This window comes from Streptomyces sp. NPDC048111, assembly GCF_043202815.1.
Lineage (GTDB): Bacteria > Actinomycetota > Actinomycetes > Streptomycetales > Streptomycetaceae > Streptomyces.
This window is the reverse complement of record NZ_JBIDBD010000005.1, coordinates 147452-166173: the sequence shown is the minus strand read 5'-3', so window position 1 is coordinate 166173 and position 18722 is coordinate 147452. Positions and strand designations below refer to the sequence as shown.

Sequence of the window (18722 nt, the reverse complement as noted above, 5' to 3'; positions counted from 1 at the left end):
AGTACGACATAATGCTTGTGAATGTGAACGCGTTCACAAGCGTGTCCCGCTTTCTCCCGTGATCACCGGGATTAAAGGGACAGGCCTGCGGCTGTGACCACGGCGATGTAAGGAGAGTGCCGACGTGGACCTGGCTCTGGCGCCGGAAACCCTGGCGCGATGGCAGTTCGGCATCACCACCGTCTACCACTTCCTCTTCGTCCCGCTGACGATCTCGCTCGCCGCGCTCGTCGCGGGCCTGGAGACCGCCTGGGTGCGAACGGGCAAGGACAAGTACCTCAAGGCGACCAAGTTCTGGGGCAAGCTCTTCCTGATCAACATCGCGATGGGTGTGGTCACGGGCATCGTCCAGGAATTCCAGTTCGGCATGAACTGGTCGGACTACTCGCGGTTCGTCGGTGACGTCTTCGGTGCCCCGCTCGCCTTCGAAGCACTGATCGCCTTCTTCTTCGAGTCCACCTTCATCGGACTGTGGATCTTCGGCTGGGACAAGCTGCCGAAGAAGATCCACTGCGCCTGCATCTGGATGGTCTCCCTCGGCACCATCCTGTCCGCCTACTTCATCCTGGCGGCCAACTCCTGGATGCAGCACCCGGTCGGCTTCAAGCTCAACAAGGCCACGGGGCGCGCCGAACTCACCGACTTCTGGCACGTCCTGACCCAGGACACCACGCTGGTCGTGGTCTTCCACACGCTGACCGCGGCGTTCTTGACCGGTGGCGCGTTCATGGTCGGCGTCGCCGCCATCCACCTGCGCCGCAAGAAGCACGTCCCGGTGATGCGCACCTCGCTGCGGCTCGGCCTGGTGACGCTGGTGATCGGCGGACTGCTCACGGCCGTCAGCGGCGACTCGCTCGGCAAGGTCATGTTCAAGCAGCAGCCGATGAAGATGGCCGCCGCCGAAGCCCTGTGGGACGGCGAGAAGTCCGCGCCCTTCTCGATCTTCGCCGTGGGCGATGTGGCCAAGGGACACAACGACGTCGAGATCTCGGTGCCCGGTGTGCTGTCCTTCCTCGCCGACAACAACTTCACCTCGTACGTCCCGGGCATCAACGATGTGAACAAGGCGGAGCAGCAGAAGTTCGGGCTCGGGGACTACCGGCCCAACATCCCGGTCACGTTCTGGGGCTTCCGCTGGATGATCGGCTTCGGCATGACGTCCTTCGTGATCGGGCTGGCCGGACTCTGGCTCACCCGGAAGAAGTTCATGCTGGCACCGGCCATGCGGACCGGTGAGGACGAGGTGCCGAACCTCGTGCTCTTCAAGAGCAGGGCACTCGGCTCCCGCCTGACCAAGTGGTACTGGTTCGCCGCCGTCTGGACGCTCGGCTTCCCGCTGATCGCCAATTCGTGGGGCTGGATCTTCACCGAGATGGGCCGCCAGCCCTGGGCCGTGTACGGCGTGCTGCGCACCCAGGACGCGGTCTCCCCCAGCGTCTCGCAGGGCGAGGTCCTCACCTCGATGATCGTCTTCACCCTGCTGTACGCCGTACTGGCGGTGGTCGAGGTCAAGCTGCTCGTGAAGTACGTCAAGGCCGGACCGCCCGAACTCACCGAGGCCGACCTCAATCCGCCCACCAAGATCGGCGGGGACGACCGCGACCCCGACCGGCCGATGGCCTTCTCGTACTGAGGCCGAGGAGAACGAGGCATGGAACTCCACGACGTCTGGTTCGTACTCATCGCCGTTCTGTGGATCGGCTACTTCTTCCTGGAGGGATTCGACTTCGGAATCGGCATCCTGACGAAGCTGCTGGCCCGGGACCGCACCGAGAAGCGCGTACTGATCAACACGATCGGTCCCGTCTGGGACGGCAACGAGGTGTGGCTGCTCACGGCCGGCGGCGCGACCTTCGCCGCCTTCCCCGAGTGGTACGCGACGCTCTTCTCCGGCTTCTACCTGCCGTTGCTCGTCATCCTGGTCTGTCTGATCGTGCGCGGTGTCGCCTTCGAGTACCGGGCCAAGCGGCCCGAGGAGAAGTGGCAGCGCAACTGGGAGCAGGCCATCTTCTGGACGTCGCTCATCCCGGCGTTCCTGTGGGGCGTGGCCTTCGCCAACATCGTGCGCGGAGTGAAGATCGACGCGCACATGGAGTACGTGGGCAGCTTCTGGGACCTGCTCAACCCGTTCGCGATCCTGGGCGGCCTGGTCACGCTGTCGCTCTTCACCTTCCACGGGGCGGTGTTCGCCTCGCTCAAGACGCTCGGCGACATCCGTGAGCGGGCCAGGGCGCTCGCGTTCAAGCTCGGGCTCGTGACGGCCGCGCTCGCGCTCGGCTTCCTGATCTGGACCCAGGCCACGCAGGGCGACACCAAGAGCCTGGTCGCGACGGTCATCGCCGTACTCGCCCTGATCGGGGCCATCACGACCATCGCCATCGGACGTGAGGGATGGTCGTTCGCCCTGTCGGGCATCACGATCGCGGCGGCGGTGGCGATGCTCTTCCTGACGCTCTTCCCGAACGTCATGCCGTCCTCGCTGAACGATGCCTGGAACCTCACGGTCTCCAACGCCTCGTCCAGCCCGTACACCCTGAAGATCATGACCTGGTGCGCCGGGGTGGCGACCCCGCTGGTGCTGCTCTACCAGGGCTGGACCTACTGGGTGTTCCGCAAGCGGATCGGCACCAAGAACATCGCCGACGCGCACTGACCACTGAGGTCCGCACGGTGCGGCGGGGTGTGTTTCACGTGAAACACACCCTCCGGGCCGACTCTGCATCCTTCCCGTTGAGGTGTTTCACGTGAAACCGATCGACCCGCGTCTGCTCCGGTACGCCCGCGCCACCCGCCTCTTCCTGGCTGCGGTGGTGGCCCTCGGCCTGGTCGGCGCGGGCCTGATCGTCGCCCAGGCGATGCTCATCGCCGAGATCGTGGTCGGAGCCTTCCAGGACGGCCACGGTGCCGCCGGGCTGCGGACACCGCTGTTGCTCCTCGCGGCGGTCGCGGCCGGGCGGGCTCTGGTGTCCTGGCTGACGGAGCTGGCCGCCCACCGGGCGAGCGCGGCGGTGAAGTCGGAGCTGAGGGGACGACTCCTGGAGCGGGCGGCCGGGCTCGGCCCCGAGTGGCTGAGCGGTCAGCGGACAGGCTCGCTCGTCGCCCTGGCCACGCGCGGGGTCGACGCCCTCGACGACTACTTCGCGCGCTATCTGCCGCAGCTGGGTCTCGCCGTCGTCGTACCGGCGGCGGTGCTCGCACGGATCGTCACCGAGGACTGGGTGTCCGCGGCCACCATCGTGGTGACGCTTCCGCTCATCCCCCTGTTCATGATGCTCATCGGCTGGGCGACCCAGTCGCAGATGGACCGTCAGTGGCGGCTGCTCTCGCGTCTTTCGGGGCACTTCCTCGACGTCGTCGCGGGGCTGCCGACGCTGAAGGTGTTCGGGCGGGCGAAGGCGCAGGCCGAGTCGATCAGGGCGATCACCTCGGACTACCGCCGGGCCACGCTGAAGACCCTGCGCATCGCCTTCATCTCGTCCTTCGCCCTCGAACTCCTCGCCACGATCTCGGTGGCGCTCGTCGCGGTCGGCATCGGCATGCGCCTGGTCCACGGCGACCTCGACCTCTACACGGGCCTGGTGATCCTGGTCCTGGCCCCCGAGGCCTACCTCCCGCTGCGCCAGGTGGGAGCCCAGTACCACGCCGCCGCGGAGGGGCTCTCGGCCGCGGAGGAGATCTTCGAGGTCCTGGAGACCCCACTGCCCGAGGGCGGCACGGACGCGGTGCCCGCGGGCCCGGTCCGTATCGAGGTGGACGGTGTGACCGTACGCCACCCCGGACGCACCGAACCCTCGCTCGCGGACGCCTCCCTGGTGGTGGAGCCGGGCGAGACGGTGGCCCTGACGGGGCCGAGCGGCGTGGGCAAGTCGACGCTGCTCAACGCCGTGCTGGGCTTCGTGGCACCGCAGGACGGCGGCCGTGTCCTGGTCTCCGGAACGGACCTCCGGTCGCTGTCCCCCACCCAGTGGCGCGAACACGTCGCCTGGGTGCCGCAGCGCCCCCACCTCTTCGCCGGGACGATCGCGGAGAACGTCCGCCTCGCCCGGCCGGACGCGGACGACGCGGCCGTGCTCGACGCACTGCGGGACGCCGGCGCGCAGGACTTCGTGGCGGCACTGCCGGACGGCACGGACACGGTGCTGGGGGAGGGCGGCGCGGGGCTCTCGGCCGGCCAGCGCCAACGGCTGGCACTGGCCCGTGCCTTCCTCGCGGACCGGCCGGTGCTGCTTCTGGACGAGCCGACGGCAGCGCTCGACGGGGAGACCGAGGCGGCCGTGGTCGACGCGGTGCGACGGCTCGCGGTGGGGCGCACCGTCCTGCTCGTCGTGCACCGCCCGGCCCTGCTCGCCGTCGCGGACCGGGTGGTGGAGCTGCGCCCCGCCGAGGCGCGCCCGCTCGACGCCGTGCCCGTACCGGTGGCATCGGCTCCTGCCTCAACTGCCGTGGCCCGGGCGGCGGTTGAGGACGCTGTCGTGGGCGCGCCCGTATCGGCGGCTCCGGGCGTGCGGAGCCCGCTCGCCCGGGTCCGTGCCGCGGCCCGTGGCCTGCGCGGGCGCCTGGCGCTCGCGCTGCTGCTCGGTGCGCTGGCGCTCGGCTCCGCCGTAGGCCTCATGGCCACGTCGGGCTGGCTCATCTCGCGGGCCGCGCAGCAGCCGCCCGTGCTCTATCTGATGGTGGCCGTCACGGCCACCCGGGCCTTCGGTATCGGCCGCGCCGTGTTCCGCTACGCCGAGCGCCTCGTCTCGCACGACGCGGTACTGCGGATGCTCGCCGAGCTGCGGGTCGCGGTCTACCGGCGACTGGAGCGGATCGCGCCCGCCGGGCTGCGGGCGGCGCGGCGCGGGGACCTGCTGTCCCGGCTCGTCGCCGATGTCGACGAACTGCAGGACTACTGGCTGCGCTGGGCCCTCCCGGCCGGGGTCGCCGTGGTGGTGTCGGTACTGAGCGCCGGGTTCACGGCGTGGCTGCTGCCCGAGGCGGGCGCCGTGCTCGCGGTGGGCCTGTTCGCCGCCGGTGTCCTCGTCCCGGGCGTCAGTGGCGCCCTGGCGAGGCGGGCCGAGCGGCAGCTGGCCCCGGCCCGCGGGGTGCTCGCCACCCGGGTGGCCGATCTGCTCACCGGCACCGGCGAGCTGACGGTGGCGGGGGCGCTCGGCCGCCGGACCCGCGAGGTGCGGGACGCCGATGCGGCGCTGACCCGGATCGCCGCCCGCGGTTCCGCCGCCACCGCGCTCGGCGGCGGCCTGTCCGCGCTGGTCTGCGGGCTCACCGTGGCGGCGGCGGCGCTGGTAGGCGTGCGGGCCGTGGCCGCGGGCCGCCTCGACGGGGTCCTGCTCGCGGTGGTCGTGCTGGTTCCCCTGGCCGCCTTCGAGGCGGTGAACGGGCTGCCGCTCGCCGTGCAGGCGCGCCAGCGGGTGCGGCGCAGCGCGGAGCGCGTCCAGGAAGTCCTCGACGCACCCGCGCCGGTACGGGAACCCGAGGTGCCCGCCGCCGCGCCCGCGTCGCCCTTCCCGCTGGAACTGCGCGGTCTGGGCGCCCGGTACGCAGGACAGGAGCGGGACGCGCTGCACGACTTCGGACTGCGCCTCACCGAGGGCATGCGGGTGGCGGTCGTCGGTACCTCGGGCTCCGGCAAGACCACCCTGGCCCAGGTGCTGCTCCGCTTCCTGGACCCGAGGGCCGGCACCTACGAGGTCGGGGGCAGCGACGCGTGCCTGCTCGACGGCGACGACGTACGCCGCCTCGTCGGACTGTGCGCCCAGGACGCCCACCTCTTCGACAGCTCGGTGCGGGAGAACCTGCGCCTCGCCCGCACCGACGCCACCGACGAGGACTTGCGGACCGTCCTGGAGCGGGCCCGGCTGCTCGGCTGGGTCGACGGCCTGCCCGACGGTCTCGGCACCCTCGTGGGCGAACACGGCGCACGGCTGTCCGGCGGACAGCGCCAGCGGCTCGCCCTGGCCCGGGCGCTGCTCGCCGACTTCCCGGTGCTCGTCCTGGACGAACCCGCGGAACACCTGGACCTGGCAACGGCCGACGCGCTCACCGCCGACCTCCTGGCGGCCACCGAAGGCCGTACGACCGTGCTGATCACGCACCGGCTGCGCGGTCTGGACGCCGTGGACGAGGTGATCGTCCTGGACGAGGGGCGGACCGTGCAGCGCGGCGCGTACCAGGATCTCGCCCTGGTCGAAGGACCGCTGCGGAGCATGCTGGAACGCGAGCGCGAGACCGATGCGCGGCAGCAGCCGACTTTCCTCGCCAAATAGGACTAACTAGTCTCAAGACATGCCAGTCCCGCCAGACCCCACGAGGCCCACCGGCCACCCGGACGTCAAGGACCTGGACCGCCACGAACCGGATCCGCTCGACGCGGCGACCCGGGCCACCCGCAGCCTCCAGGGACTCTCCACCGAGCTCACCGCCCGGGTGCCGCAATTGCTGGAGGCGATGCGTTCGGTCGGCACGGGCCTTGAGCTGCACTCCACACTGGACCGGATCTGTGAGACGGCGGCCGAGCTGGCCGACGCCCGGTACGCGGCGATCGGCGTCGTCAACGAAGAGGGCCGGGGGCTGTCCGACTTCGTCACCTACGGGGTCACCGACGAGGAGGCCCGCGCCATCGGGCACCGGCCCGACGGACACCGCGGCCTGCTGGGGTGGCTCATCCACCACCCGGAGCCGCTGAAGCTCGCCGAGATCTCGGCGGATCCGCGCTCGGCGGGCCTGCCTCCCCACCATCCGCCGATGCGCACCTTCCTCGGCGTCCCCATCCGCGTCCAGGGCGAGATCTTCGGCAATCTCTATCTGACCGACAAGCACAACGGGAGCGAGTTCAACGACTACGACCTCCACATGGTGCGGGTGCTCGCCACCGAGGCGGGGATCGCGATCGGCAACGCACGGCTCTACGAGGCGGCCCGCCAGCGCGAGCGGTGGATTGACGGTTCGGTCGCCGTCACCACGGCCCTGCTGTCGGGCGGCGACGCGGACGACGCCCTGGAGGTCGTCGCCGAACAGGCCCGCCATCTGGCCGTGGCGGACGCGGGCATCGTGCTGCTGCCCGCCGAGGAGGGCGGCTTGGAGATCGTCGCGGTCTCCACCGCCAACCCGCGCGTCTCGCTCGGCGTGGTCATCCCGCCGGAGAGCCCCGTCGTGTCGACCCTCCTTGACGGCGAGGCCGTCTTCGTCGACGACGCCGCCAGCGATCCGCGCATGATCACCAGGCTGTCGGAGCACTACGGACCCAGCATGCTGCTGCCCCTGCAGAGCGGCGGCCGGGTCCTGGGCGCCCTCGCCACGCCCCGGGTGCGGGGCGGGCGGCCCTTCACCGAGGCCGAGCGGACCCTGGCCGGCCAGTTCGCCTCGCAGGCCGCGCTCGCCCTGATGATGGCCGAGGCCCAGCGGGACCGGGAGCGGCTCGCGGTGTACGAGGACCGTGACCGGATCGCCCGCGATCTGCACGATCTCGTCATCCAGCGCCTCTTCGCCACCGGGATGATGCTGGAGGGCGCCCAGCGCAAGTCCGTCGTGCCCGAGGTGCAGGGCGGCATCGGCAAGGCGGTCGACGAACTCGACGTCACCATTCAGGAGATCCGCACCGCGATCTTCGCGCTCCAGCAGGGTCCCGCGGAGGCCCCGTCCGGTCTGCGCACCCGCGTCCTGCGGGAGATCAACATGGCCGCCGTCCCGCTGGGCTTCAAGCCGGCCCATCGCTTCCTCGGCGCCGTGGACACCCTGGTCGGTGAGCTGACCGGCAAGAACCTGATCGCCGCCCTGCGCGAAGCCCTCTCGAACGCCTTCCGGCACGCCGAGGCCTCGCGCATCGAGGTCATCGTCGACGCCACCGCCCAACTGCCGGACGGCAGTTCGGGGGTCCGGCTCTCCGTCGCGGACAACGGGGTCGGCATCCCGCCGGGCGGACGCCGCAGCGGTCTGCGCAACCTTCAGCGCCGGGCCGAGGCGCTGGGCGGATCGAGTTCGTACGGCCCCGGACTCGGGGACGACGGCGGCGGCACGACCGTCGTCTGGGAAGCCCCGCTCTGAGGACCGCGCCGCCGTCCGGGCGGCATGAGGGCGGTGGGTGTTTCACGTGAAACACCCACCGCCCACACGCCGTTTCACGTGAAACATGACGCGGCTGTGGGCCGACCGGGGCTCTGTGGCGGGCTCAGAGCGCCTTGAGGATCTGCTCGATCACAACGGCCACGCCGTCCTGGTTGTTGGCGGCGGTGCGCGCGGAAGCGGTGGCCAGGACGTCGGGGTGGGCGTTGCCCATCGCGTACGAGGTGCCCGCCCAGCTCAGCATCTCCATGTCGTTCGGCATGTCGCCGAAGGCCACCACCTCGGTGGCGGAGATGCCCCGCTCGGCACAGCACTGCGCCAGCGTGGAGGCCTTCGAGACGCCCGCCCCGCTGATCTCGAGCAGCGCGGTGGGACTGGACCGGGTGATCTCGGCACGCGCTCCGACCGCTGTGCGGGCCAGTGCGAGGAAGTCGTCGGGGGCGAGTTCGGAGTGGTGGGCGAGCACCTTGAGCACCGGCTGGTCCGCCGTGTCGGCGTCCTCGGCGAGGAGCTTCTCGGCGGGCGCGATGCTCGCCGCCGGGTCCATGTGCAGTGGCGGGTAGGCGAGTTCGTGGTGGAAGCCGCCGGTGCGCTCGACCGCGAAGGACGTACCCGGTACCGCCGCGCGCAGCAGGCTGACGACATCGAGCGCGGCGGCCCGCTCCAGGGGTCGTACCTTGACGAAGCGGGGCCCGTCGACATCACCGTGCAGATCGACGACCGCCGCGCCGTTCCCGCAGATGGCCAGGCCGTGACCGTGCACATGGGCCCGGACGACGTCCATCCAACGGGCCGGGCGGCCGGTGACGAAGAAGACCTCGATGCCGGCCTCCTCGGCGGCGGCCAGGGCCGCGACCGTACGGTCCGACACGGACTTGTCGTCGCGCAGCAGGGTGCCGTCCAGGTCGGTCGCGATGAGCCGCGGTGCGGTGGGCACGGGGCGGAGGGCCGGGGCGGGATCCGTAGCTGAGGTCACGTGCTCATTGTTCCGTATGCAGGCGCACGGGCGTGCGAGCAGCCGCACAGATGAGAGCGCTCAGCGGTGCGCCTGGGGCACGAGGGGGCGTACATCCCCCGCGCGGAGCCCCAGTTCAGCCCTGTGGCGCGGCCCGAGCGACCCCGGGCCGCCGCAAATCCGACTCTGCCGTCCCTCATGCGCCGCCCGCATTCGTCGGCGGGTCGGGGGAAGGCGGGCGGGATGGGAGAGATCCGGGTCGGCACCTGTTCATGGACGGACCGGGCGCTGGTGTCCAGCGGCTGGTATCCCCCCGGCCGACGCGATGCGGAGGGCAGGCTGCGCCACTATGCGGAGCAGTTCCCGGTGGCCGAGGTGGACTCGGCCTACTACGGCCTGCCCAGCACCCGCAACAGCCTGCTGTGGGCCGACCGCACCCCCGCCGGATTCCGCTTCGACGTGAAGGCGTTCTCCCTGCTCACCGGGCACCCGACCCGGCCGCAGGCGCTCCCCGCCGACCTGCGACCCGCCCTGGCACGCCGGCGGACAGGAGTCGATCCGGGCCTGCTGGACGAGGTGTGGGCCCGGTACAGCGCGGCCGTCGAGCCCCTGCGTGCACAAGGACGGCTGGGCACGCTGGTCTTCCAGTTCCCCCCGCGGCTCATACCGGGCAGGCCCGCGGTGGAGTTCCTGCGCCGCTGCCGTGAGCGGGCCGCAGGCTGGCCGATGGCCGTGGAGTTCCGCCATCCCGACTGGTGGCGCGAAGACCAGGCCGATGCGACGGCCGCCCTTCTGACCGAGCTGGAGGCGACGGCGGTGGCCGTCGACATGGTGCAGAGCCTGCCGTCGTCCATCCCGCCGACCGTGCGGGTCACCACCGCGGACCTCGCCCTCGTGCGCTTCCACGGCCGCAATACGGCCTGGGGGACCGGCACCAAGGAGGAGCGGTTCCGCCATGCCTACACACCCGCCGAACTCGCCGAGTGGGTGCCGCGTGTCCACGCGATGGCTGAGCAGGCCAAGGAGGTCCACGTCCTGTTCAACAACTGCTGCGGCGATGCCGCCGTACGCGCCGCCGAGTCGATGCGGGAGCTGCTCGAGCTCCCGTAGGGCCGCCGCCCCCGGATCTCTCGTAGGGTCGACCCATGCGATTGAGCACTGTGATTCTCCCGCTACGCCGCTGGCACGACGGCGGTCGCGACGAGTGGCTGCGCGCCGAGGAGCTGGGTTTCCACACCGCGTACACGTACGACCACCTGTCCTGGCGGACGTTCCGCGACGGGCCCTGGTTCGGTGCGGTTCCCACCCTCACGGCGGCCGCTGCCGCCACCACCCGGATGCGGCTCGGCACCCTCGTCACCTCGCCGAACTTCCGGCACCCGGTGACCCTCGCCAAGGATCTGATCACGCTCGACGACGTGTCGGACGGCCGGATCACGCTCGGCATCGGCGCCGGCGGCAACGGCTTCGACGCCACCGCGCTCGGTCAGCAGGCCTGGACGCCGCGCGAACGGGCCGACCGCTTCGGCGAGTTCGTACCGCTGCTCGACCGGCTGCTCACCGAGGACTCGGTGACGTACGACGGCACCTTCTACTCCGCCGTCGAAGCGCGCAACCTGCCGGGCTGTGTCCAGCGGCCCAGGATCCCCTTCGCGGTGGCCGGGACCGGCCCGCGCGGCATGCGGCTCGCCGCGAAGCACGGGCAGGCGTGGGTGACGACCGGCGACCCCAAGCTCTTCGAGTCCGGCACCCCCGAGGAGTCCGTCGAGGCGATTCGCGGCCAGCTCACGAAGCTGGGAGCCGCCTGCGAGGAGTCCGGGCGCGACGTGGCGCAGCTCGACAAGATCCTGCTCACCGGCTTCACCCCGCAGCCCGGTCGTCCCCTGGAGTCCCTCGACGCCTTCGTGGACTTCGCCGGGCGCCACTTCGCGCTCGGCATCACCGAGATCGTGCTGCACGCGCCGATCCCGGAATCCGAGTTCGCGGCCGACCAGAAGGTCTTCGAGCGCATCGCGACCGAGGGTCTCGCCCAGCTCGGCCGTTAGCCCTTGCGGCCGCGGACGTGTGCGCTCATCCACGGGGTGAGCGCACCGAGCAGCACCAGCTCCTTGTAGGTCTCGTCGCCGGGCAGTGGCACCACGAGCCACCAGCCGGGCGGGAAGAACCGGCCCCTGACGTGGGCGAGTCCCCCGTAGACCGAGCGCAGGAAGGCGGGCACCGCGGCGCGCGGCAGGTCGTCGAACTGCACGCCGTCGACGGTGACTTGGGCGTCGTCCTCCGGATAGACCCGTACGGACACGGAGGGCGAGCCGCCGAGCTCGACGTAGGCCTCGTGCGGCAGGGAACCGTCCGCGTCGACCACCGCGAACGCTCCGGCAGAGGTGCGGCGGGAGGTGCGGTCGGCCCCGATGTCGTCGGTGACTTCGACCGCGAGCCGGTATTCGTCGGCGACCGCACGGATCGCCGCGACCACGGACTCGGTGGTGGGCAGAGGGGGATGGGTCATGGCACCGATCATGCCAAGTGCGGTGCGGTGCGGTGCGGTGCGGTGCGGTGCGGTGCCGCCGTCCGGCGAGTGCGGTGCGGGCGGCTGAATCGGCGCGGTGTCGTGATGTACCGCGCGCTCAGTTGGGCAGTCGCAGGAATTCCGGCGGTACGGCAGCGGTGAGCCAGACCCCGTTGGCGCTGACGTAGAAGACGTGGCCGACGCGGTGCATGGCGCCGGCATCGACGCTCAGGACCACCGGTCGGCCGCGCCGGGCGCCCACCCGCGTGGCGGTCTCGCGGTCGGGCGAGAGATGCACGTGCCGGCGGTTCATGGGGCGCAGGCCCTCGGCGCGGATCGCGTCCAGGCCGCGGGCCACCGTGCCGTGGTAGAGGTACGCGGGCGGTTCGGCCGGCGGCAGGGCGAGGTCGACGGCCACGGTGTGCCCCTGGCTGGCGCGGATCCGGTCGCCTTCCACCGCGAAGCGCCGCTTGTCGTTGGTGGCGACGACGTGGTCGAGCTCGGCGCGGGTGAAGGGGAAACGGTGGGCGGCCGCGGCGCGCAACAACGCGTCGATCTCCACCCAGCCGTGGGCGTCGAGGGTCAGGCCGATGCGTTCCGGCTGGTGACGCAGGTGCTTCGACAGGTACTTGGACACCTTGACGGTGCGTCTGTCGTCCGGGGCGGCCGGCGCGGACGCGCTCGGCCGGTCCGGCGGGGTGTGTGTCATGCCCTCAGCGTGCCGGTAACGGGGTGCGCGGGGCACCTCCATTTCCCGGGTGACCCGGCCGTCAGGGCGTGAGCTGCTCCGCGGCCCAGCGTGCCCACTCCTCGTACATGGCGCTGTGCCGCTTCCCGTACTCGAGGGCGAGGCGGCCGTGGACCGAGAGCGCGTCGTCCCCCCAGTCGATGGCGGCCTCCGCCTCCTTGAGCCCGTTCAGCTGGTGCGCCGAGCGCTCGGCCTCGCTGAGCAGGTACGTCCGCGCTTCGAGCCGGGTGAGCTCACCGAGGAAGAAGACCCGGAGCAGGGAGTCGCTGCGGCGGGTGCGGATGGGCTCCACTTCGGTGAGCCAGTGGTGCAGTTCGGCCTTGCCCGTCGCGGTGATCGCGTATTCCTTGCGCCCGCGCGGCCCCTCTGCGGACACCTCGACATGACCGGCGTCGGCGAGCTTGCCCAGTTCTCCGTAGACCTGGCTCTGCGTCGCCGTCCAGACGTGGGCGAGCGAGGTCTCGAACCGCTTCATGAGGTCGTATCCGCTGGCCGGACGGTCGGCAAGCAGACCCAGGACTGCGTGGCGAAGGCTCATGACGACCACTCTACCTTCCACTCTTGACACGTCAAAGGCAGAACCTCTACATTCGACATGTCGAAGTTGGAATGTGGCACCGGGTGGAAGCTCTCGCTCGGACAGTAGGGGGACTCATGAACTACCTGCGCGGTTTCATCCCGTGGATCGTCTTCGCCGCCGTCGGCAGCGCGCACTGGCAGTGGGGCGCTCTCGCCGCCCTGGTGATGGGTGGCTACCTCTTCGCGATGGACCGCAAACGCGGGACGAGCGCCGACTCCCTGATTCTGGAACAGTCCACCATCGCCTTCTTCGCGGTGCTGAGCGTCATAGCCTTCGCCGCTCCCGAAAGCGGGCTCCGCGAGTACGGCGGCGCTCTGGCCACTGGCTGGCTCGGCCTGACCGCCTGGGCCACGCTGGCCGTGCGCAGGCCCTTCACCACCGGGATCGCCAAGCGGCAGGCGCCGCGCGAGGTGTGGACCAACCCGGTCTTCCTGCGGATCAACGTCGTCCTGACCTCCGTGTGGGCGCTCGCCTTCACCCTCACTGCCGCGGCCCTCGCCGTCATCGACGCCGAGTCGCTGAGCAGCACCGCCTCGATAGCCGTGCAGGTCGCGGGTTTCGCCCTGCCGGCCGTCTTCACCGCTCAGTACCCCGAGCGCGCCCGTCGCGCCGCCGTCCAGAAGGGAGCCTGATCATGACCGTCACGCCTGGTGCCTCCGGGGCGGCCACGCCCCCGGCCGCACACCTCGCGGGCAACTACGCCCCCGTCACCGAAGAGCTGACCACGCACGAACTGGCGGTGACCGGCGCGATACCGCCCGAGCTGACCGGCTGGTACCTGCGCAACGGTCCCAACCCGCAGGACGCGGCCTCCGCCCACTGGTTCTTCGGGGACGGCATGGTGCACGGCGTCCGGCTGGAAGGAGGCAGGGCCCGCTCCTACCGCAACCGCTGGGTGCGCACCTCGACCCTCACCGACGGCGCACGGGTCCACGACCGGCAGGGGAGGACGGATCTGACCGCGGGGGCGGCCAACACCCACGTGGTCCGGCACGCGGGTCGCACCCTGGCGCTGGTGGAGTCGTCCTTCCCCTACGAACTGGACTGCCGGCCGGGGAGGGAGCTGGAGACGCTGGGGTCCTACGACTTCGACGGCCGCCTCACCACCGCCATGACCGCCCACCCCAAGACCTGCCCGACCACCGGTGAGCTCCACTTCTTCGGATACGGGGTGCTTGACGAGCCGTTCCTCACCTACCACCGGGCCGATGCCAAGGGCGAGTTGGTGGTGAGCCGTCCGGTGGAGGTGGGGGCGGCCACGATGATGCACGACTTCCACCTCACCGCCGCCCACGTCGTGTTCATGGACCTCCCGGCCGTTTTCGACCTGGAGACCGCCACGCGGCCCGGCGGCGGCCTCCCCTACCGCTGGGACGAGGAGTACGGGGCACGGCTCGGCGTGCTGCGCAGGGACGACCCCTACGGCGAGGTGCGCTGGCTGACCATCGATCCCTGCTACGTCTTCCACGCCCTGAACGCGTACGACGAGCCGGGTGAGGGGGACGGGCGCGGGGGGCGGATCGTGCTCCACGTGGTGCGGTACGAGCACCTCGGCGCGAAGCGGCCCACCCTGTGGAAGTGGACGCTCGACCTGTCCGCCGGCACCGTGCGGGAGGAACAGCTCGACGACCAGGTGTGCGAGTTCCCCCGCATCGATGATCGGCTGGCAGGGCTCGACGCCCGGTTCGGGCACGTCACGGTGGCCCCGACACCGTCATCGGGGCCGATACCGGGGGCGCTGGTCCGGTACGACCTGCGGACGGGGCACGCGGAGCGGCACGAGTTCGGGGCGGGCCGAGTCCCGGCCGAGGCGGCCTTCGCTCCGGCGGACGACCGGCCGGGCGGGCCGGGGTGGCTGCTCAGCTATGTCTACGACGCGGCGAAGGACGCCAGCGATCTGGTCATCCTGGACGCGGACGACCTCTCGGCTCCGCCGGTCGCGACGATCCATCTCCCCCAGCGTGTTCCGTTCGGCTTCCACGGAAACTGGCTGGCCGATCAGTAGGCGTGTGCGTGACCTCAATCACCCTATGGATACGCGTAGTTGGGTTTGTTCCACAGCGAAGTCGAGTTATCCACAGGCTATTTGACAGCGCTGTGGACAAGTAGCGTGCCGATATGGGCAATTCGTCAACTTCACCCAGAGATGGGTGACATGCCCGCTTAGCTGGCTACGGGCTGTCGCGAGTTGAGTGCGTCAGGGCGTCCAGCGTGCGTGCCTGCAGCTCGCGTTCGGTGGCCGCGGCGATGAACGCGGCGACGTTGTCGGGGCCCACCAGGTCGCGGACGGCGCGAACTGTGGGAGCCGGAAGCGGCACCGGGCCCGGGTCGGGGGCGCTGGGGAGGGCTGCCGGGGCGCCGAGGTGCTGCTGGAGGTGACGGGTGGCGAACAGGCGCATGGCGCGGGCCAGTTCGGCGTCCACCGTCTGCTGGGCCAGTGGGCGCAGACGGCGTACGAGGTCGGCTGCTTCGGCGGCTTCGGTGTCGGTCGGGGGGTGGTGGTCGAGATAGCGGGCGAAGACATGTTCCGTGGTGAAGTCGAGGAAGCGGGCCGCGATGTGTTCGACCTGACCGCGCAGTTCGCGCAGGTGCCCGGAGATGGCGTGCAGCGGGACGCCGGCTGCGTGCAACTCCGCTGCTACGGCCAGCTCTTGGGGACTGGGGACGAGGAACTCGGTGTCGTTGTCCGGGATGCGTTCCAGGATGCCGAGGTCCACCGCCTCGGCGACGGCGTCGTCGTCGGGGATGCCTCCGAAGGTCGCGTCGAGGTCGGCGCGGGAGATCCTGGCGGCCTCCTCGTCCGTCCAGGGCCCGTTGACCTCGGCGACCAGGCCGAGCACTCCGCCCAGGCCCCGGCCGGCGTCCCAGGCCTCCAGGAGTTCCTTGATGGAGGCCAGGGTGTAGCCCCGGTCCAGGAGGTCGGCGATCTGGTGCAGGCGGGCCAGGTGGGTGTCGCCGTACACGTTGGAGCGGCCGCGGCGTTCGGGGCGGGGCAGCAGGCCGCGGTCCTGGTAGGCGCGGATGGTGCGGACCGTGGCGCCGCTGGCGTGCGCCAGGTCCTCGATCCGATACTCGGCCGAAGCCGAAGCCGAAGCCGAAGCCGAAGCCGAAGCCGAAGCCGAAGCCGGCACCGGTGGCGCTGCCTGCTGGACCGCTGACTGCCCGGACAAAACCACTCCCTCTACCCCAGTGCGGCGCGGCCCACCGCGCCCGCCGCCGCGCGGGCCGCCGGCGAGGTCGCCAGATAGTCGACGGCCTTGCGCAGGGAGCCCTCCTGCGAGGGATGGTACGACCGGCGGAAGTAGCGGGGTATGGCCGAGCCCAGGTCCTTCCAGGAGGGCAGTAGTCCGCGCCGTACCGCGCGGTTGTGCTCGCGCAGCGAGTAGCGCAGACGGCCCGCCAACCGTGGATCGTGGCGGATCAGATAGGAGGCGCCCCACGCCCACAGCCACAGCAGCACCGGAGCGACCACCACCATGCCCTCGACCCGTCGGGCGTACCGGGGCAGGCCATGGCCGCCACAGTGCTGGTACATGTCGAAGGCGACCGCCCGGTGTTCGACCTCCTCCGCGCCGTGCCAGCGCAGCAAGTCGAGCATGACCGCATCCGAGCCGGCCCGGTCGAGGGCCTCCGCGTGCAGCACCCAGTTGCCGAGCACGGCGGTGAACTGCTCGATCGCGGCGATCAAGGACAGCCGGAAGCGCAGCCACTCCCGGGCCGGGACCGGCGCTCCGAGCGGGGGCGTTTCGCCGAGGAGCTTTTCGAAGAGGAAGTCGACGTGCCGGGTGTAGGACTCGGTGTCGAGCCGCTGGTGCGCCAAGTGGTCCAGGACGTAGGCATGTTGGACGCTGTGGGTGGCCTCCTGACCCATGAAGCCCTTGACGTCCTTGAGCAGCACCGGGTCCTCGACCAGCGGCAGGGCCTCCTTGAACACCTTGACGAACCAGCGTTCGCCCGCCGGGAGCAGCAGGTGCAGCACATTGATGACATGGGTGGCGGTGGGCTCGCCCGGTATCCAGTGCAGCGGCGTCTCGCGCCAGTCGAACAAGACGCGGCGCGGGGATATCCGGTAGTGCTCCTCGCCCGGAAGGCCGTCGCGGCGCTCGGTGCTCACAGCGGAGGCTCCAGACGGGCGATCGCGCGCAGCGCCCTCGGTGTGAAGCGGGACATGAGGTGGGCGCCGCGGGCCTCGGGAGTCACCGGCACCACGGCCTGGTTCTTCACCACGGCGCGCAGGACCGCCGAAGCCACCTTCTCCGGGGGGAAGTTGCGCAGGCCGTACAGGCGCGACGTCCTCTTCTGGAGGCGCTTCTCCTCCTGGGCGTCCGCCCCGGCGAAGTGCGTGGTGGAGGTGATGTTGGTGTTGACCAGGCCCGGGCAGATCGCCGAGACCCCGATGCCCTTGCCCGCCAGCTCGGCCCGCAGACACTCGCTGAGCATCAGCACCGCGGCCTTCGAGGTGCTGTACGCGGGCAGCGCGCGGGAGGGCTGGTAGGCGGCGGCGGACGCGGTGTTGACGATGTGGCCGCCCTGGCCGCGGTCGGCCATCTGCTTGCCGAAGACGCGGCAGCCGTGGATGACGCCCCACAGGTTGACGTCGAGGACCTTCTTCCAGTCCTCGGCCGTGGTGTCGAAGAAGGAGCCGGAGAGGCCGATTCCCGCGTTGTTGACCAGGACGTCGACGACGCCGTACTCGGTGGCGACCTTCTCGGCGAGCTTCTCCATCGCCTGCTCGTCGCTGACGTCGACCACCTCGCCCCAGGCCTCGGGGGCGCCGATCAGCCGGGACATCTCCGCGGTCCTGGTCGCTCCCTCGGCGTCGCGGTCCACGGCGACGATGCGCGCGCCGGCCTCGGCGAAGGCGAAGGCGGTGGCCCGCCCGATGCCACTGGCCGCGCCGGTCACCAGGACCAGCTGGCCGCCGAACCGGTCGGCGTACGGGCCGGTGGCGACGGTGTCCTTGGGCGGGGTGCCGTCCTCGTTGGCGCGGACGAACTCGCTGATCCAGGTGGCGAGTTGGTCGGGCCTGGTGCGCGGCACCCAGTGCTTGGCCCGCAGGGTGCGGCGGATCAGCCGGGGCGCCCAGTGCTCGAGGTCGGCATACAGCTTCGGGGAGAGGAACACGTCGTCGAGCGGCGTGATCAGCTGGACGGGTGCGTGCGCGTAGGCGTCGGCGCGGGGGCGGCGCAGCCGGGCGCGGACGTTGTCGCGGTAGAGCCAGGCGCCGTGCGCGGCGTCCTGTGCGAGGGAGGAGGTGGGGTAGCCGTCGGACGGCACGTCCTCCAGGCGCTGGAGCATGCCGGGCCAGCGTTTGCCGAGCGGGCCCCGCCAGGCGAGCTCGGGCAGGACCGGCGTGTGCAGCATGTACACGTACCAGGACTTGGCGCCCTGGCCGAGGAGCTGGCCCACCTTGCGCGGGGTGGGGCGGCTCATCCGGCTCTTGATCCAGTGCCCGAAGTGGTCGAGGGAGGGGCCGGACATCGAGGTGAAGGAGGCTATGCGGCCCTCGGTGCGCTCGGCCGTCGCGAACTCCCAGCCCTGCACCGACCCCCAGTCGTGGCCGACCAGGTGCACCGGGCGGTCGGGACTCACCGCGTCCGCGACCGCGAGGAAGTCGTCCGTCAGTTTCTCCAGGGTGAAGCCGCCGCGCAGCGGGACGGGAGCCGTGGAGCGGCCGTGGCCGCGGACGTCGTACAGGACCACATGGAAGCGGTCGGCCAGTCGCGCGGCGACCTCGGACCACACCTCCTTGCTGTCCGGATAGCCGTGCACCAGGATCACGGTGGGCCGGGACGCGTCGCCCAGCTCGGCCACGCACAGCTCCACGCCTCCGGTGCGCACCCGGCGTTCGCGGGCTCCCTCGATGGTCACG

Annotated in this window: 15 protein-coding genes; 8 read left to right on the top strand and 7 right to left on the bottom strand. The window is 71.1% G+C overall.

Annotation, left to right across the window (positions count from 1 at the left end; genetic code table 11):
• Window positions 1-124: 124 nt before the first annotated feature.
• The 4 genes from ACGF3I_RS12385 to ACGF3I_RS12370 all read left to right on the top strand — a co-directional run bounded on the left by ACGF3I_RS12385 (window position 125) and on the right by ACGF3I_RS12370 (window position 8043).
• Window positions 125-1633 (top strand): cytochrome ubiquinol oxidase subunit I, encoded by a 1509-nt coding sequence (locus tag ACGF3I_RS12385; protein WP_393130929.1) that lies wholly within the window; start codon window positions 125-127, stop codon window positions 1631-1633.
• Window positions 1634-1651: 18 nt separating this feature from the next.
• Window positions 1652-2653, top strand: a complete 1002-nt coding sequence (cydB, locus tag ACGF3I_RS12380) for a cytochrome d ubiquinol oxidase subunit II (protein ID WP_393130926.1) — start codon at window positions 1652-1654, stop codon at window positions 2651-2653.
• Window positions 2654-2744: 91 nt separating this feature from the next.
• Window positions 2745-6266 (top strand): thiol reductant ABC exporter subunit CydD, encoded by a 3522-nt coding sequence (gene cydD, locus ACGF3I_RS12375; RefSeq protein WP_393130923.1) that lies wholly within the window; start codon window positions 2745-2747, stop codon window positions 6264-6266.
• Between the two features lie 19 nt (window positions 6267-6285).
• On the top strand, window positions 6286-8043 hold the full coding sequence (locus ACGF3I_RS12370) for a GAF domain-containing sensor histidine kinase (RefSeq protein ID WP_393130919.1): 1758 nt from the start codon (window positions 6286-6288) through the stop codon (window positions 8041-8043).
• A gap of 124 nt (window positions 8044-8167) precedes the next feature.
• Here ACGF3I_RS12370 and ACGF3I_RS12365 read toward each other — a convergent pair whose 3' ends face one another.
• The gene (locus tag ACGF3I_RS12365; RefSeq protein ID WP_393130916.1) at window positions 8168-9037 is read right to left on the bottom strand and encodes a Cof-type HAD-IIB family hydrolase; all 870 of its coding nucleotides are present in this window, start codon (window positions 9035-9037) and stop codon (window positions 8168-8170) included.
• Between the two features lie 222 nt (window positions 9038-9259).
• Here ACGF3I_RS12365 and ACGF3I_RS12360 point away from each other — a divergent pair, with 222 nt between their 5' ends.
• Both ACGF3I_RS12360 and ACGF3I_RS12355 read left to right on the top strand, forming a co-directional pair.
• Window positions 9260-10126, top strand: coding sequence for a DUF72 domain-containing protein (locus ACGF3I_RS12360; protein WP_393130913.1), 867 nt, complete (start codon window positions 9260-9262; stop codon window positions 10124-10126).
• A 35-nt stretch (window positions 10127-10161) separates the two neighbouring features.
• The gene (locus ACGF3I_RS12355; RefSeq protein WP_393130911.1) at window positions 10162-11061 is read left to right on the top strand and encodes an LLM class flavin-dependent oxidoreductase; all 900 of its coding nucleotides are present in this window, start codon (window positions 10162-10164) and stop codon (window positions 11059-11061) included.
• Here ACGF3I_RS12355 and ACGF3I_RS12350 read toward each other — a convergent pair.
• From ACGF3I_RS12350 to ACGF3I_RS12340, 3 genes are all read right to left on the bottom strand, one after another.
• Window positions 11058-11522 carry a hypothetical protein gene (locus ACGF3I_RS12350; RefSeq protein WP_393130908.1) on the bottom strand — a complete coding sequence of 155 codons (465 nt, stop codon included), beginning with the start codon at window positions 11520-11522 and terminating at the stop codon, window positions 11058-11060. The genes ACGF3I_RS12355 and ACGF3I_RS12350 overlap by 4 nt on opposite strands.
• A 118-nt stretch (window positions 11523-11640) precedes the next feature.
• A complete protein-coding gene (locus ACGF3I_RS12345) occupies window positions 11641-12231 on the bottom strand; it encodes an RNA 2'-phosphotransferase (RefSeq protein WP_393130905.1) in 591 nt (196 codons plus the stop codon).
• A 61-nt stretch (window positions 12232-12292) separates the two neighbouring features.
• Window positions 12293-12808 carry a PadR family transcriptional regulator gene (locus ACGF3I_RS12340; RefSeq protein WP_393130902.1) on the bottom strand — a complete coding sequence of 172 codons (516 nt, stop codon included), beginning with the start codon at window positions 12806-12808 and terminating at the stop codon, window positions 12293-12295.
• A gap of 116 nt (window positions 12809-12924) precedes the next feature.
• On the opposite strand from ACGF3I_RS12340, the gene ACGF3I_RS12335 reads away from it, so the two are divergent.
• Window positions 12925-13482, top strand: a complete 558-nt coding sequence (locus ACGF3I_RS12335) for a hypothetical protein (RefSeq protein WP_393130900.1) — start codon at window positions 12925-12927, stop codon at window positions 13480-13482.
• Window positions 13483-13484: 2 nt separating this feature from the next.
• Window positions 13485-14855 (top strand): carotenoid oxygenase family protein, encoded by a 1371-nt coding sequence (locus tag ACGF3I_RS12330; protein ID WP_393130898.1) that lies wholly within the window; start codon window positions 13485-13487, stop codon window positions 14853-14855.
• A gap of 166 nt (window positions 14856-15021) precedes the next feature.
• On the opposite strand, the gene ACGF3I_RS12325 is transcribed toward ACGF3I_RS12330, so the two are convergent.
• The 3 genes from ACGF3I_RS12325 to ACGF3I_RS12315 are packed head-to-tail and all read right to left on the bottom strand — an operon-like array spanning window position 15022 to window position 18721.
• On the bottom strand, window positions 15022-15981 hold the full coding sequence (locus ACGF3I_RS12325) for a MerR family transcriptional regulator (RefSeq protein ID WP_393131247.1): 960 nt from the start codon (window positions 15979-15981) through the stop codon (window positions 15022-15024).
• Window positions 15982-16031: 50 nt separating this feature from the next.
• On the bottom strand, window positions 16032-16964 hold the full coding sequence (locus ACGF3I_RS12320) for a metal-dependent hydrolase (protein ID WP_393130895.1): 933 nt from the start codon (window positions 16962-16964) through the stop codon (window positions 16032-16034).
• Complete coding sequence (locus ACGF3I_RS12315) at window positions 16961-18721, bottom strand: SDR family oxidoreductase (RefSeq protein ID WP_393131245.1); 1761 nt, start codon at window positions 18719-18721, stop codon at window positions 16961-16963. Before ACGF3I_RS12315 ends, ACGF3I_RS12320 begins: the two co-directional genes overlap by 4 nt.
• Between the last annotated feature and the right edge of the window lies 1 nt (window position 18722).

What these genes read in the sequence shown, in the direction of transcription:
- ACGF3I_RS12370 (WP_393130919.1), top strand. Translation starts at nt 6,286, where the DNA reads ATGCCAGTCCCGCCAGACCCCACGAGGCCCACCGGCCACCCGGACGTC.
- cydB (WP_393130926.1), top strand. Translation starts at nt 1,652, where the DNA reads ATGGAACTCCACGACGTCTGGTTCGTACTCATCGCCGTTCTGTGGATC.
- ACGF3I_RS12330 (WP_393130898.1), top strand. Translation starts at nt 13,485, where the DNA reads ATGACCGTCACGCCTGGTGCCTCCGGGGCGGCCACGCCCCCGGCCGCA.
- ACGF3I_RS12345 (WP_393130905.1), bottom strand. Translation starts at nt 12,231, where the DNA reads ATGACACACACCCCGCCGGACCGGCCGAGCGCGTCCGCGCCGGCCGCC.
- ACGF3I_RS12360 (WP_393130913.1), top strand. Translation starts at nt 9,260, where the DNA reads ATGGGAGAGATCCGGGTCGGCACCTGTTCATGGACGGACCGGGCGCTG.
- ACGF3I_RS12340 (WP_393130902.1), bottom strand. Translation starts at nt 12,808, where the DNA reads ATGAGCCTTCGCCACGCAGTCCTGGGTCTGCTTGCCGACCGTCCGGCC.
- ACGF3I_RS12355 (WP_393130911.1), top strand. Translation starts at nt 10,162, where the DNA reads ATGCGATTGAGCACTGTGATTCTCCCGCTACGCCGCTGGCACGACGGC.
- ACGF3I_RS12350 (WP_393130908.1), bottom strand. Translation starts at nt 11,522, where the DNA reads ATGACCCATCCCCCTCTGCCCACCACCGAGTCCGTGGTCGCGGCGATC.
- ACGF3I_RS12335 (WP_393130900.1), top strand. Translation starts at nt 12,925, where the DNA reads ATGAACTACCTGCGCGGTTTCATCCCGTGGATCGTCTTCGCCGCCGTC.